We start from the raw sequence: 15,215 nt of genomic DNA, 5'->3' as shown, positions 1-15,215 counted from the left end.
GCTTTAGCGACGGGGCGTGTTGGCGTTTTCGGGCGTGGCGGTCGGGCACGAGATTGCCGACTCTACGCCCAAACTATCGCTAGCACTACTGGCAAAGCAGCCTCCTACCACTAGCTTTGTCCGGTATGAACAGCAGCAGCCCCGTAGCCTCCGAAACCCGGACGCTGGAAACGAAGGTCCTGGAAGTCCGGGAGCAGGAAAATGTAGTGCCTGGTGCCTGGGCGTCGGAAAGCCGTGCGCCGCAGTCGGATTTCTCGAAGATTCGTTATCACCAGATTGATGCTCTCCGCGGCTTCGCCGTCAGTGGCATTATTTTCGCCAACCTACCGGCGATTCTGAATATCTTCGCCTCCCAGGACCCTTCGGACCAGCGCTTGCAGGCTGTTACCGATTTCCTAGTGAACAACAAGTTCTACTCGATTTTTGGCTTCCTTTTCGGCGTTAGTATGGCGCTGTACCTCGGCACACTCAAGGGCGATAAAAACGCCAAGACATGGCAGGTAGTACGCCGCATGGTGATTCTGTACGCGTTCGGGTTCCTGCACTCGTACGGCTACGGATCTGATGTACTGCGCTCGTACGCCATGGCTGGAATTTTGCTGCCGCTAGCAGCATTTATCCCGAAACCCTGGGATCGGGTCGTGCCTGTCATCGGCGGTCTGCTCTTCTTCATCCATCCGCCGATGGGCTTCCTTCTTATCGGCTTCTGGCTGACTCGCAACGGTCTCTTCCAGAGGCTTATGGCGAATACGGAACGCCTGACCTATATCCTGGTCGCTGCGGTCGCCGCGATTATCCCGATTGCGGCCGCCCTTACCTACGTGACATCGTCGTTGGAGACGGCGTCGGAAAGCGAAAAGACTTGGCTGTTTGCGGCGTCGATGCCGCTGGCGGCGGCGAGTGTGGTCGTGCTGATGATCGCGTACTCGGCGCTGATTCTTCGCCTGACTCGTAATCGCGATGCGCGGTTGACTCACGTGCTGGCGCCGTACGGGCGGATGGCGCTGACAAATTACATTTCTCAGACGGTTCTCGCGCTTGCCCTTGGCGCAGTGCTGGGCGTTTATGGTGCACGAAATTGGACACTGGCGCTGGGGCTATGCGTGTTTGTCATTGCAGTCCAGATGGTGTTTAGCTACTTCTGGATGCGGCATTTCCGCTACGGGCCGCTGGAATGGATTTGGCGGGCAGGAACGCGCCTGGAGCTGCCGCCGATGCGTAAGGGGTGATGCGCGCGGCCCCCTAAGGACGTCACTTGTTGGCGCGGTACTGGCGCATTTTCCACCACCATCGCCACTTGTATGCGCGGGATCATGTTGATGTTGCGCTATAGCACGCATACAACATGATCCCGCGCATACAAGTGGTGAGGAAGCGGTGGGAATGCGGCAAAAACGCGGGAAAGTACGCCTACAAGTGGCGGAATCTTGCCGCAACCTCACACGCTAAGCAGCGGAGTTTCCGCACAGCACCAGTGCAACCCGCACAGCACCAGTGCAATCCGCGACGCCTCCATATCAATCCGCGGACTCGTGTCCCGCGCCGCGTCCGAATCACGGATAAACCGCAGGTACTGCTCGGCAAGGTCGCCAACCGACAGGGGCGGGACGAATGAATTCGGCACCTTCGCAATGAAATCGGCAATCGCCTTGTCCGCGGGCACTTCGCTGCGATTGAAGTACGCGGCCTGTTTCTCCCCGCGGGTGAGGAGGGCGTCGTCAAGCATGAGTGTCTCGAAATCGGCGGCCTCACGTGGCTCGGTCGTGCGGTCCGTGCGGTAGATGGCGACGGCATAGAGCATGCGGTTGAGGCCATAAATACTGTCGCGGCCTCTTCCTTGCGGGACTGGGGCGCCCCGCTGTTGCTCGCCCGGCCCGGCTGCCGCCGACGGAGTGCGGCCGTCAGTACCTGCTGCTCGGTCCAGCGCAGCATCGCGGCTTGGTGCTCGGGCACCGGGCACCGGGTGCCAACTGCCGTGCGCTGCCTCGCGAAATCCAGTGTAAAAATGCCCAGTAATAATACCGGTAAAATTTACCGGATAACTGATGTGGGCTATCAGTGCGCCGATTCTGGTTACGATGGGGATATCCTTCGCCGACCTATGAGAGCGCTTCCAGAAAAGGATGGGGCCCATGACTCGCCACCGATTTTCTGCACTGATTTCGGCCTCCGCAATCCTGGCCGCGGTGCCCCTCGCATCGTGCGATGCTCCAACCGAGGAACAGAAGATTGCATCAAGCGCGGCTTCCGAAGTTTCCTCTTCTGAGCGTGCCGACGACAACTCTGCCGAGGCGGAGTCAGCATCGGAGGCCGGGACGGCGTTGGCAAGCGAGAAGGAGTGGAAGGGCGTGAATGGGGGTCGGCGCTCGCGAGAGGCGCGTGCGCATGCAGAGGAGCGTGGCTACGAAAGTACTGTTGAGGCGATTGATTCTGCGGAGCCTGTGGAGAAGCGTAGCGCCGAGGAACTAAACCGCGCGCTGGTGGAGGAATCGAAAGAGGGAGACCTTCAGGCGGTCGCGAACCTCCTGGTGGCTGGCGCGAAGGTGGATGCAGTCGATGGCTTTGGCAGGACTCCGCTGCTGTGGGCCGTCACAAACGATCACATTGAGGTTGCGGAGCTGCTGCTGTCGTTTGGGGCGAATGTCAACGCCGTAGATGAACAAAAGGACACGCCCTGGCTGGTCACGGGAGTGACCGGATCTGCGGACATGGGCTTGCTGATTCTTGGCTACGACGTCGATTTCTCGCTGTATAACCGCTACGGTGGCACGCCAATCATCCCGGCCAGCGAGCGCGGGCACCTCGACTACGTGCAGGTGATGGTTCAGGAACCGAAGATTACGGTCGACTACCTCAACCACATCAACAACATCGGTTGGACCGCGCTGCTCGAGGCCGTAATCCTCGGTGACGGCAGCGAGGACTACCAGGAGATTGTGCGCACGCTTATCGACGCCGGGGCTGACCCGACTATCGCCGATGCTGATGGGAAGACTCCGCTGGATCACGCGCGGGCCGGTGGGCAGCGGGAAGTCGCGGCGATCTTGCAGAAGGCTACGCGGTAGATGCTTTGAGGGGCTTGCAGGCGCGACTGGCTTGCGGGCGCATTGGGAAGTTGTGGATTCCTGATGATGGGCGGCTCGTCGGGGTTGTTGGCAAGTGCAGGTAGGGATAAAGCTTCTTCCGCCTATCTTTGAATATGTTGATCTCGCGTTGGTTAGTGTGAGATTTTGCATTAGGCCACTGGTCGACCTGGAGAAATGTGTCAGTTAATGAAAAGCACTCTTGTTAACCTTTTGTTAACCTGAAACAATTCAGATATGACTTCCTTTTTCGATCTCAAGAAGATTCCCAACAAGGGAATTCCACTAGAGCAGCAGAGAAAGGAGTGGCTGGGACAGTTCCTCAAGGCGTTCTTTGTCGTCTTCTTTGTGTACATGTCTATGTACTTCATCAGGAACAACTTCAAAGTTGCCCAGCCAATGCTCAAAGAGGAATTTGGCCTCACCACGCTTCAGCTGGGCTACATTGGTCTGGCCTTCTCTATTACTTATGGCGTGGGTAAAACTCTCGTCGGCTACTTTGTCGACGGACACAACTCGAAGCGCATCATTTCGATGCTTCTGATTTGCGCATCCGCCATGGTGCTGACGATGGGACTGCTGCTTAGCTACTTCGGTTCTGTCATCGGAATCTTCATCGTTCTATGGGGCCTTAACGGCCTCTTCCAATCTGCGGGTGGCCCCGCGTCCTATTCCACAATCTCGCGCTGGGCGCCTCGAACCAAGCGAGGCAAATACCTCGGGTTGTGGAACGCTTCTCACAACATCGGTGGCGCGCTGGCCGGAGGTATCGCTCTGTGGGGTGCGAACATGTTCTTCGGCGGAAACGTCGTCGGCATGTTCGTGTTCCCGGCCCTGATCGGTCTGGCAATCGGTGCGATCGGCCTGTTCGTTGGTAAAGATGACCCCGAAGAACTCGGCTGGAACCGCAGCGAGGAAATCTTCGGCGAGGCCGTCGAAGAGGAAAACTCCGAGACCGAGGATATGTCGAAAAAGGACGTGTTCTTGGCTTATGTACTGAAAAACCCATGGCTTTGGACGCTGTGTATTGCCAATGTATTCGTCTACATCGTGCGTATCGGCATCGACAACTGGGCGCCACTGTATGTCACGGAGGAACTGCACTTTGCCAAGGGCGATGCCGTCAACACCATTTTCTACTTCGAGATTGGTGCGCTTGTCGCCAGCCTCCTTTGGGGATACGTATCCGACCTGCTGAAGGGTCGCCGCGCTGTCGTCGCGATCGGCTGCCTATTCATGATTTACTTTGCGGTCATGCTCTACCGCAATGCGACGAGCGTCATGATGGTCAACGTCGCCCTGTTCATCCTCGGCGCGCTGATCTTCGGCCCGCAGCTGTTGATCGGTGTCTCACTGGTCGGGTTCGTGCCAAAGCGCGCGGTCAGCGTGGCCAACGGCATGACCGGCACATTCGGTTACTTGTTCGGCGACTCCATGGCCAAGGTCGGCCTCGCCGCGATTGCCGACCCGGAGCAGGAGGGCCTCAGTGTGTTTGGTTTCCTATTGCATGGCTGGGGAGCGGTGTTCACAGTGTTCTACTTCGCTCTGACCATCGGTATCTTGCTGTTGGCAATCGTCGCGGTCGGCGAAGAGCGCAAGATTCGGAAGCTGCAGGCGGCCGAGGAGGCCGGGGCAGAAGAGGAACGTGACAAGGCGGCTATTTAAAAGCGGCGGTTGTTTAGGTGATTGAGCGCGGTCGTACCTTCGGTTCGGTCCGTGCTTTTTCATGTTTGCTGGTGGCATCACCCAAAATGAATTGTGTTCAGACACAATGGCAACATGTCTAAGTTTTCTGAGGTCCTCGAACAGCTGCGGGAAAACCAGCCGAAAGCGAAGTACGGAATCGCTTTTGAAAAGCTGATGGTCAATTACTTCCGCACTGACCCGACCTTGAGGGCCCAGTTTGATGAGGTCTACCGTTGGTCGGACTGGCGCTACAACGGTGGTAAACCCGACACCGGAATCGACCTTGTCGCCCGCCGCATTGACGACGGCTCCTGGACTGCGATCCAGTGCAAGTTTTATCTGCCGACTACTCGGATTGATAAGGCGAATCTGGATTCTTTCTTTGAGGCCTCTGGGCATTCTTTCGCCACCGAGGATGGCCCGCGGCATTTCGCATCGCGGATGATTATCTCCACCACGGATCGGTGGTCCTCTCATGCTGAAGCCGCGCTGGCCGATCAGATTATCCCCACGTCGCGTATTGGTGTCGCGGCGATTGCGGAATCACCGATTAACTGGGACGTGGCCTTCCCCGGCTCGGAGATCCAGATTAATCTGTCCCAGCGGGAGACCTTTTCTCCTCGCCCGCATCAGCAGGCGGCGATTGATAAGGCTATGGAGGGCTTTGCCACGCAGACCCGAGGCAAGCTGATTATGGCGTGTGGCACGGGCAAGACCTTTACTGCTCTGCGCCTGGCGGAGCGGGTGGCGGAAGACCGTGGCGGTAAGGCTCGCATCCTGTTTTTGGTGCCGTCGATTTCGCTTTTGTCGCAGACGCTGAAGGAGTGGACGGCGCAGGCGCGGCTGGATATGCGCACCTTTGCGGTGTGTTCGGATTCGAAGGTCTCCCGCAAGGCCGAGGATATTGCCACCTATGACCTAGAAGTCCCGGTATCGACTGATGGGGCGGAGATCGCGAAGCGGTTTGCCTCTGGTAAGCGTGCGAAGGGGTTGAATATTGTGTTTTCGACCTATCAGTCGTTGTCGGCGGTGCATGCAGCACAGCAGGTGGGGTTGGATGAGTTTGATTTGGTGATTTGTGATGAGGCGCATCGCACCACCGGTGTGACATTGGCTGGTGAGGAGGCCAGTAACTTCACCAAGATTCACGACGCCGCCTACATCAAGGCTGCCAAGCGCCTCTATATGACGGCTACACCTCGTTTGTTCGATGAGGCGGTCAAGGGCAAAGCGGCCGAGCATTCGGCAGAGCTCGCATCGATGGATGATGAGGCCGTCTACGGCCCGGAGTTTTACCGCCTGGGTTTTGGTGAGGCGGTGGATAAGGGGCTGCTGACTGATTACAAGGTGCTGGTCATGACCGTCGATGAGTCCGTTGCAGCCGAAGCCATGGCGCGTAGCGAGAATAACCAGATTAACCTGACCCTTGCCTCGGCGATGATTGGTGCGTGGAATGGTTTGGCGAAGCGTTCTGGTGCCTTGCAGGGCAAGAGGGGCGGTTTTGATGAGGGTGCTGCGGCGATGCAGCGTGCGGTAGCGTTCGCGAAGGATATTAAGACCTCGACCCAGATTGCGGAGTCGTTCCCGGCGTTGGTGTCCACCCACCAAGAACTGCTTAAAGAGCATGCGGTGCTGGGTGATGTGTCTCTGCACAACATAAACCTGGCTGTTGCGGCGCAGCATGTTGATGGTGGGATGAATGCCTTGGAGCGTGGTACGCGCCTGTCGTGGTTGGAGTCGCCTGCCGTGGAGGATGAGACTCGTATCTTGACCAATGCTCGGTGTTTGTCGGAGGGTGTGGATGTGCCGGCGCTCGATGCGGTGATTTTCTTCAATCCGCGCAATTCCATGGTGGATGTGGTCCAGTCCGTTGGCCGCGTGATGCGCAAATCCGAAGGCAAGGATTACGGTTACATTATTTTGCCGGTGGCGGTGGCCCCGGATGTCTCTCCTGCCCAGGCGTTGGGTGACAACACGCGGTTTAAGGTTGTCTGGCAGATTTTGAATGCGCTGCGTGCGCATGATGATCGTTTTAATGCGAAGGTCAATTCCATTGCGCTGAATGAGGGTGATGTTAAGGAGTTGCCGATTGAGGTTGATACGGTCACGAACCCTCGCAAGAAGCTCGAGGATGCGGAAAAGGATTCGGTGAAGAATCCGGACACGTTTACCGATTCCACCGACATCACGCAGCAGTTGGCGTTGTTCTCCTTGGAGGCGTGGGAGGAGGCGATGTACACCAAGTTGGTGGATAAGGTTGGCACACGCACCTATTGGGAGGATTGGGCTGATGATGTTGCCACCATCGCCGAAAACCAGATCACGCGTATTACGGCGCTTGTCGATGGTGCCGATGCTTCCTTACGCGGTGAGTTCGATAGTTTCGTCGAGGGGCTGCGCGGCAATTTGAATGATGGCATCACGGAGGATGATGCGATTTCGATGTTGTCGCAGCATTTGATTACTGCGCCGGTGTTTAATGCGCTGTTCGATAACCATGACTTCATTACTCATAACCCGGTGGCGCGGGTGATGGAGACGATGGTTGCGGCGCTTTCGGGTGCGAATCTGGATACTGAGACTGATTCATTGGAGAAGTTCTACGAATCAGTGCGTGTTCGTGCGTCTGAGGTAACGAGCGCGTCTGGTAAGCAGCAGGTGATTAAGGAGCTCTACGAGCGGTTTTTCCGCAAGGCTTTCCGCAAGCAGTCGGAGGCGCTGGGCATTGTGTATACGCCGGTGGAGATTGTGGACTTTATTTTGCGTGCTGCTGATGATGTCTCCCGTGAGCATTTCGGGCGGGGGTTGACGGATGAGGGCGTGTGTATCCTCGACCCATTTGCGGGAACGAGCACGTTTACGGTGCGTCTGCTGCAGTCGGGCCTAATCAAGCCTGAGGACCTGGCCCGCAAATACGCCAGCGAACTTTTCGCGACGGAGATTATGCTGCTGGCCTACTACGTGTCGGCGGTCAATATTGAGACCACGTATAACGCCCTGGTGGCGGAGGCGGCGTTGCGTGATGGTGAGCAGGCTCCGGGGTATGTGCCGTTTTCCAATATTGCGTTGGCGGATACGTTTCAGATTCATGAGGAGGGTGATATTCCTGATTTGAATGTATTCCGCAGCAATAATGAGGTGATTGAGCGGCAGAAGGCCGCGCCGATTAATGTGGTGGTGGGTAATCCGCCGTATTCGGCAGGCCAGAAATCGGCGAATGATTTGAATGCGAATGTGAAGTACCCGACTCTGGATGCGCGGATTGGGCAGACGTATGCGGCGCGGTCGACGGCGACGAATAAGAACTCGCTGTATGACTCGTATTTGCGTGCGTTCCGGTGGGCGACTGACCGTATTGGTGATGCGGGTGTGGTGGCGTTTGTGTCCAACGGCGGCTGGATTGACGGCAATACCGGTGATGGTGTGCGCCTGTCGATGGCGGAGGACTTCACGGATCTCTACGTGTTTAACCTGAGGGGTAACATGCGTAATTCCAACTGGAAGGCCGAAGGTGGTCAAATCTTTGGTGCAGGTTCGCAGACAACCATCTCGATTTTCATCGGAGTGAAGGACCCTGCGAAGAATGGTTTCAATCTGCATTATGTGCAGACTCCGGATGGGGCTTCTCGCGAGGAGAAGCTGGAGATTGTAAAAGCATCGTCGGTGCCTTCAATGGAGTGGCAGTCCATCACGCCAAACAAGGAGGGTGATTGGCTGAATCAGCGGTCGGAGGAGTTTGCTACTTGGCCGGTGTTGGGTGAGAAGAAGGGCTCGTCAACGAAGTTCTTCACGATTTTTACCCGTGGTCTTGAGACTGGCCGAGATACATGGGTCTATGGATTTAACAAGAGCAACGTCGAAGCCCAAGTAAAGAAACTGGGAGAAACGTACGAGCAGGCTCGTGCTGCCTTCCATGTTGATGCCCCGAGCAAAAGTGGAAAAGGCGAATCTGCTATCGCGGAATTTCTGAAGACTCAGCCTCAGTTTGCGGCTCCAAAAAACATTAAGTGGAGTCGTTCTCTACGAAACTCGGCTTTCCGTAATGATGAGTTCAATTTTGCTCCGGAGGGAATTGTCGCTGGTCTTTATCGTCCATTCTGTTCGCAATCGGTCTATTACGACGCGATGTTGAATCATGAACGTTCGCAACTGCCGTCGATGTTTCCGACTCCGGCGCACCACAACATCGGCTTCTACCAAGTTGGAGACGGTTCAGCCGTCCCATTCTCCGTTATTGCGACGAACTTGCTTCCTGATTTACATGTGACTGGCGCCGGCTCCGGTGGCCAGTTCTTCCCTCGTTTCACCTGGGCGCCGGTCGACGCCGAGGACGGGGGATTGTTCGGAACAGGTGCCGTCGGCAAGCAAGGGGAGGCTAGCGCCTACGGTGAGATTGGTGAAGTCGTGGGCGGCTACGTGCGCGTGGACAACATCACCGATGAGATCAAGGCGATCTACCGTGAGGCGCTGGGCGGCGATGTCACTGGTGATGACATTTTTCACTTTGTCTACGGCAAGTTGCATGACCCGGTCTACCGCGCGAAGTACGGGGCGGATTTGAAGAAGATGCTGCCGCATATTGAGACCCCTGCCTCGCGGGAGGAGTTCGATAAGTTCGCGTCGGCAGGCAAGGAGCTGATGGCGCTGCATGTCGGCTACGAGTCGGTGGAGCCATGGCCGTTGGAAGTCGACGTCAAGGGTGATGCGACGGACCGTGAGACCTGGCGTGTGCTGAAGATGAAGTGGGCTAAGCGGAAGGACCCGGAGACTGGCAAGAGCGTCAATGATGTCACCAAGTTGATTTACAACAAGAAGGTGACCATCGCGGGGATTCCTACGGAGGCTGATCAATACATGCTGGGTTCGCGGTCCGCGGTGGCGTGGCTGATTGACCGCTATCAGGTGAAGAAGGACAAGGCCTCCGGGATTGTGAATGACCCGAATGATTGGGCTGATGAGGTGGGCAATCCGCGTTACATTGTGGATTTGATTGGTCGTGTGGTGCGCGTTGCGATGGAGACCGTGCGGACTGTGGATGGGTTGGAAGGCGTGAGTAAGTAGAGGAGTTGGGAATATGAGCAACGCGAAGACACTGTTCGTGTTTATGGACGAATCGGGTGATATGCAGTTCAAGCCCAAGGGGACAACTCACTTCCTAGTTACTGCAGTCTGTACACCAATCCCAACAGTTTCTGCTGCGAAAATGCAGGAACTGAAATATGACCTCATGGCCTCACGAAGTGAGGATCTTGAATTCCATGCGACGGTGAACTCAAAAGGAACACGCAGTCGGGTGCTTAATGTAATCAGCGAGATTGAGGGAATTAAGGTTCATACCCTTTGGATTGATAAAAGATACACCTACCCAAGCTGCCAAAACTCAATTGCGTTGTTCGGAATTTTTGCTAAAGCCATGGGGCGGTGGATTGATCAGGTATACCGAAGAAGTGATTTTGAACAGGTAATTTTAGTATTCGATTCGGTGCTGACCGGTAAAGAGCGTGATGCGTTCCAAAAGAACATTAAGCCAGTGCTGAAGGACCTAAAGTTCGAGTACAAAGTTCTTTTTCACCCAGTAAAGCAAGACCTCAATGGTCAAATTGCTGATTATTTTTCCTGGGCTTGGTTCAGGATGCTTGAGAACCAAGATACGACTGCCTTCGATGCGTTGTCTGACAACCACGATTGGACGCAGTTCGACTTGTTCAACTCGAGGCGGCAGATATATTGGGCTGGCCCCAAAAAGTGACCACCCCGCCTACCGGATACTCCGGAAAGCCCAGGGGCTCTTATCAGCGGGGTGGAACCTTTCGCCTTGAATCTATCTCGAGTGGTGCTAGTTTGCAAGAGATTTTTCGGGGACGTGAGGCCGGGCATTCGTGGAATTGCGTGATACGGTGTCTAGTGAACGCCCCGGTGTCGCCTCTGCTTTTGTGCATGCGCCCGGGGATTTTGCATACGCCGCGGAATTTTTACCTCCAACCACCGTGTTAGTTGATGTATGAACGAAAACGCGCAGAATAACGCCCTGCACTCCGTCGCCGGCACGACCGCTGAGACCATCGCCGACACAGCCACCGCCCCGGCAACCGGCACGTCTTCCGTGAGAGGCAAGATAGCCGTAGTTACCGGCGCCTCGTGAGGGATGGGGCGCGCCATTGCCATCCGGTTGGTCCGCCGCGGTTACACGGTCGGTATCCACTACGGCTCCACGCCGATGCCGCGTACGAGGCGCTTTCTCTGGTCAATGAGGCCGCCATGGAGTTCGGTTCGGGCGGGCGCGGTTTCGTCTTCGGCGCAGGCCTCTCCGTCGAAGATTCGGGCAAGGCCTTTGGGGACTCCTTCGATGCCGCAGTCGCCGAGTCCGGTATTGAGGGAGCTGGCGGCTCCGACACCGCTGGGCCTCTGCTTATCGACGTCCTGGTCAACAATGCCGGAGTGTTCCTGGCTGGTGGAATCGTCAAGGTGGGCACCTCTGTACTGCAGAAGAACCTGCAGGTAAACACTGTCGCGCCGTATTCAATCGTGCATCACGGGCTGGACCGGCTTTGTGATGGGACCCGCGTCGTGAATACGTCGTCAGGCGCGGCGAAGGGGGTCGGCGGGCGCGATGGCCTACGCCATGTCGAAGGCGGCGGTGGAATCATTCACCAAGTCGTTGGCGGCTGCGCTGGGATCGCGCGGTAATCGACGCCTCCGGCGGTATGGGGCTGTAAGGCTGGCCTCCAGCCCCTAACTGCGAAGGTGAGAGCGCTAGCCGCGCTTGCGCAGTGCCACGACGAGCGCCGCGATGCCGGTCAGCGCGCCAACCGCGCCGAGGCCGAGCCCCCAAGCGCCAAGGTTTCCGTTGCTGGACTGCGAGTCCGCGGAGTGCTCGGGATCGGCTTCGGCCGTAGCGGTGTGGTCTGCGTGGTCGCCATGACCATGGCTGGAGTGGTCGTGGCCCGCGTGGCTGTGGTCGCCGTGGTCATGGCTGTGGCTGCCCGCCGCACCTGCCTCTCCCTCTGGGCCCTCCGCCATCAGGTCAACAGTCGGGGCCGGGTGCTTGTCATCGTGGTTCGCCGAGGCCCACTCGACCGAGCCCTTTTCGCAGGTCTGGACGGTCGGAACCAAAACCGTACCGGGCTTGGCATCCTCGGCGACCTTCACGCTCAGCGTCAGAGTGTCCTTCTGATCGGAAGGCAGTGGGGTCTTCGCGGTGTATGTGACCTTCTTTACCGTGGCATCCTTGCCCTCGCCGTCTGTGGTCTTTTCGATGGTCCAGTTCGGGTTCACGTTCGGCGTGACCTTGGAGAACTCCTCCGGGATGCTGAACTCGACCTTAGTAGTGGCGGATCCGTCGCAGCCGTGGGGGACTCCGAACGCGAGGTCGGTGTAACCTCCGATGGTTGCCATGTCCGGATTGGCGTGAACGTGCGCGGACGCGACTGCTGGGAAAGTGAGGCATGCTGCCGCGCTTGCCGACGCCACGGCCAGCGATGCCCGGGCGTAGCGGGGCGCGCGGGATTGGCTCTGGGCGCGGGCGCAGTTAAATGCGGAACGATTAAAAGGCACGGGGAACTCCTAGAAGATGTGAGGAAGGTACGTGGCTTCTTCCCGTCGCGGAGTGCGAAAGCGGGACGAAAACTAGTCGGAAGGTGCCTGCCAAAAGTTCCCAAGGTCACTAAGAAATTTGTTTAAAACGCTCAACTCGGAGGGTTGCCACATTGTGTGGACGGGCGCCGCGCAGGAATCCGTCGTAAAGCGAAAAATAATTTCGGACCTTTACCTGGAAAAACAGCGGCAACCCAAGAAAAGTTGAGTCCGGGTGGAATAACTTTGCGCTCCCGTCCGTTGCACTGCATGACAAGCATTGAGTCGCAAGCGCTCAAGTTTGCTTGACAGTTTGAAAACGTCAGTGCAAACTTGAGCGGGTAAGACTTAAGAGCAAATCTTCACTTCTTCAGAAAGGTGTTCATCATGGGACGCGCAGTTGGTATTGACTTGGGTACGACGAACTCCTGTGTCTCTGTCCTCGAGGGCGGCGAGGCTCAGGTTATTGCGAACTCCGAAGGTTCGCGCACCACTCCGTCGGTGGTTGCATTCGCTAAGAATGGTGAGGTTCTGGTCGGTCAGTCCGCCAAGAACCAGGCGGTCACCAACGTGGACCGCACCATCCGTTCCGTCAAGCGCCACATGGGCACTGACTGGACCATCGAGATTGATGACAAGAAGTACACCGCGCAGGAGATTTCCGCACGTACGCTGATGAAGCTCAAGCGCGATGCGGAGTCCTACCTGGGCGAGGATGTCACGGATGCCGTCATTACCGTCCCGGCATACTTCAACGACGCTGAGCGTCAGGCCACCAAGGAGGCCGGCCAGATTGCAGGCCTGAACGTCCTGCGTATCGTCAACGAGCCGACCGCGGCTGCTCTGGCCTACGGCCTGGAGAAGAACGACAAGGACCAGACCATCCTGGTATTTGACCTCGGTGGCGGCACTTTCGACGTCTCCCTGCTGGAGATCGGCGACGGTGTTGTCGAGGTCCGTGCGACCGCCGGTGACAACAAGCTCGGTGGTGACGACTGGGATCAGCGCATCGTCGACTGGCTGGTTGAGAAGTTCCAGTCCAGCCACGGCATCGACCTGACCAAGGACAAGATGGCCCTGCAGCGCCTCCGCGAGGCCGCTGAGAAGGCGAAGATTGAGCTGTCCTCCTCCCAGCAGGCATCCATCAATCTGCCGTACATCACGGTTGACTCGGACAAGAACCCGCTGTTCTTGGACGAGACCCTGTCCCGTACCGAGTTCCAGCGCATCACCTCCGATCTGCTCGACCGCACCCGCCAGCCGTTCCAGCAGGTTATCTCCGACGCCGACATCGCTGTCTCCGACATCGACCACGTCGTCCTCGTCGGTGGTTCGACCCGTATGCCGGCCGTCTCTGACCTGGTCAAGGAGCTGACCGGTGGCCGCGAGCCGAACAAGGGCGTCAACCCGGATGAGGTCGTCGCAGTTGGTGCTGCTCTGCAGGCCGGCGTCCTGCGCGGCGAGGTCAAGGACGTGCTGCTTCTCGACGTCACCCCGCTGTCCCTCGGTATCGAGACCAAGGGGGGCGTGATGACCAAGCTGATCGAGCGCAACACCACCATCCCGACCAAGCGCTCTGAGACCTTCACCACCGCTGAGGACAACCAGCCGAGCGTTCAGATCCAGGTCTTCCAGGGCGAGCGCGAGATGGCCGCAGCCAACAAGCTGCTGGGTTCCTTCGAGCTGGGTGGCATCGCGCCGGCTCCGCGTGGCGTCCCGCAGATTGAGGTCACCTTCGACATCGACGCCAACGGCATTGTCCACGTCACCGCGAAGGACAAGGGCACCGGCAAGGAAAACAAGATCACCATCCAGGACGGCTCCGGTCTGTCCAAGGAGGAGATCGACCAGATGATTAAGGACGCTGAGAAGCACGCAGACGAGGACAAGAAGCGCCGCGAGGAGCAGGAAGTCCGCAACTCCGCTGAGTCCATGGTCTACCAGACCCGCAAGTTCGCCTCGGAGAACGAGGACAAGGTCTCCCAGGACATCCGCGACCGCGTCGAAGAGGCTGCCAAGGGCGTCGACGAGGCTTTGAAGGGCTCCGACATCGAGGCCATCAAGACCGCCGTCGAGAAGCTGTCCACCGAGAGCCAGGAGATGGGCAAGGCCATCTACGAGGCTCAGGCCGCTGAGGGCGCAACCGCTGCCGACGCAGGTGCTGAGGGCGCGGCCGCTGACGACAACGTCGTCGATGCCGAGGTCGTCGACGAGGACGAGAAGGACAAGTAAAAATGGCTGACCAGGATCAGGGAAACCAGGCAACCCCCGAGGGCCCGGACAACCTGGCCGATCAGGTCAATGAGGTCTTCGCTGACGCCGGGCTTGCCGACGACGCCGAGGTCCTCGACGGCGAGGTCGTCGAGGGCTCCGAGTTGGCGGACTCGGACGCGGGCGCCCAGGGCACGGACGCCGAGGGCGCGGAGGTAGACCCGGCGGCGCAGGCCAAGCAAGAGCTTGCCGAGCGCACCGAGGACCTGCAGCGACTATCTGCGGAGTTCGCCAACTACCGCCGTCGCGTCGAGCGCGACCGCGAGACGGATCGTGTGCTGGCCAAGGCAAAGTTCGTAGGCGAACTGCTGCCGCTGGCGGACGACCTGGATCGCGCTGAGGAACACGGCGACCTCGCCGAGGGAACCCCGCTGCGCGCATTCGCGGACAAGTTCCGCGGGGTGCTCACCTCCCAGGGAGCCGAGGCCTTCGGCGCCGAGGGCGAGGAGTTCAACCCCGAAATCCACGAGGCCGTTCAGGACCTCTCGCAGGGCGACGACAAGGTTGTGGCCGCAGTGCTGCGAAAGGGCTTCAAGCTGGGCGATCGCGTGGTCCGCACCGCGATGGTCGTCATCGGCGACCCGGCGTAAGCGGCGACATGTG

Annotated in this window: 11 protein-coding genes; 9 read left to right on the top strand and 2 right to left on the bottom strand. The window is 58.0% G+C overall.

Annotated elements, in window-relative coordinates:
* Positions 1-125: 125 nt before the first annotated feature.
* The gene (locus CLAC_RS11100; protein WP_053412973.1) at positions 126-1,229 is read left to right on the top strand and encodes a DUF418 domain-containing protein; all 1,104 of its coding nucleotides are present in this window, start codon (positions 126-128) and stop codon (positions 1,227-1,229) included.
* Positions 1,230-1,438: 209 nt separating this feature from the next.
* Here the strand turns inward: CLAC_RS11100 and CLAC_RS11095 are convergent, their stop codons facing one another.
* Complete coding sequence (locus tag CLAC_RS11095) at positions 1,439-1,960, bottom strand: hypothetical protein (RefSeq protein WP_156324845.1); 522 nt, start codon at positions 1,958-1,960, stop codon at positions 1,439-1,441.
* 172 nt (positions 1,961-2,132) lie between these two features.
* Between CLAC_RS11095 and CLAC_RS12760 the strand changes: the two genes are divergently transcribed.
* The 6 genes from CLAC_RS12760 to CLAC_RS11070 all read left to right on the top strand — a co-directional run bounded on the left by CLAC_RS12760 (position 2,133) and on the right by CLAC_RS11070 (position 11,456).
* A complete protein-coding gene (locus tag CLAC_RS12760) occupies positions 2,133-3,065 on the top strand; it encodes an ankyrin repeat domain-containing protein (RefSeq protein ID WP_156324844.1) in 933 nt (310 codons plus the stop codon).
* Positions 3,066-3,320: 255 nt separating this feature from the next.
* On the top strand, positions 3,321-4,748 hold the full coding sequence (gene uhpT / locus CLAC_RS11085; RefSeq protein WP_053412971.1) for a hexose-6-phosphate:phosphate antiporter: 1,428 nt from the start codon (positions 3,321-3,323) through the stop codon (positions 4,746-4,748).
* 114 nt (positions 4,749-4,862) lie between these two features.
* Positions 4,863-9,830, top strand: coding sequence for a DEAD/DEAH box helicase (locus CLAC_RS11080; RefSeq protein WP_053412970.1), 4,968 nt, complete (start codon positions 4,863-4,865; stop codon positions 9,828-9,830).
* Between the two features lie 13 nt (positions 9,831-9,843).
* A complete protein-coding gene (locus tag CLAC_RS11075) occupies positions 9,844-10,518 on the top strand; it encodes a DUF3800 domain-containing protein (protein WP_053412969.1) in 675 nt (224 codons plus the stop codon).
* 252 nt (positions 10,519-10,770) lie between these two features.
* Complete coding sequence (locus tag CLAC_RS12755) at positions 10,771-10,911, top strand: hypothetical protein (protein ID WP_156324843.1); 141 nt, start codon at positions 10,771-10,773, stop codon at positions 10,909-10,911.
* Between the two features lie 116 nt (positions 10,912-11,027).
* Positions 11,028-11,456: an SDR family oxidoreductase gene (locus tag CLAC_RS11070; protein ID WP_053412968.1), complete on the top strand. Its 429-nt coding sequence runs from the start codon at positions 11,028-11,030 to the stop codon at positions 11,454-11,456.
* Between the two features lie 66 nt (positions 11,457-11,522).
* On the opposite strand, the gene CLAC_RS11065 is transcribed toward CLAC_RS11070, so the two are convergent.
* Complete coding sequence (locus tag CLAC_RS11065; protein WP_245621877.1) at positions 11,523-12,323, bottom strand: YcnI family copper-binding membrane protein; 801 nt, start codon at positions 12,321-12,323, stop codon at positions 11,523-11,525.
* Between the two features lie 405 nt (positions 12,324-12,728).
* Between CLAC_RS11065 and dnaK the strand changes: the two genes are divergently transcribed.
* Positions 12,729-14,573 (top strand): molecular chaperone DnaK, encoded by a 1,845-nt coding sequence (dnaK, locus tag CLAC_RS11060; RefSeq protein ID WP_053412967.1) that lies wholly within the window; start codon positions 12,729-12,731, stop codon positions 14,571-14,573.
* A 2-nt stretch (positions 14,574-14,575) separates the two neighbouring features.
* Positions 14,576-15,202, top strand: coding sequence for a nucleotide exchange factor GrpE (gene grpE / locus CLAC_RS11055; protein WP_053412966.1), 627 nt, complete (start codon positions 14,576-14,578; stop codon positions 15,200-15,202).
* The last annotated feature ends 13 nt before the right edge of the window (positions 15,203-15,215 follow it).

This window comes from Corynebacterium lactis RW2-5, assembly GCF_001274895.1.
GTDB classification, from domain to species: domain Bacteria; phylum Actinomycetota; class Actinomycetes; order Mycobacteriales; family Mycobacteriaceae; genus Corynebacterium; species Corynebacterium lactis.
Note: the sequence above shows the minus strand (reverse complement) of the source record. Positions and strands in the feature narration are given on the sequence as shown.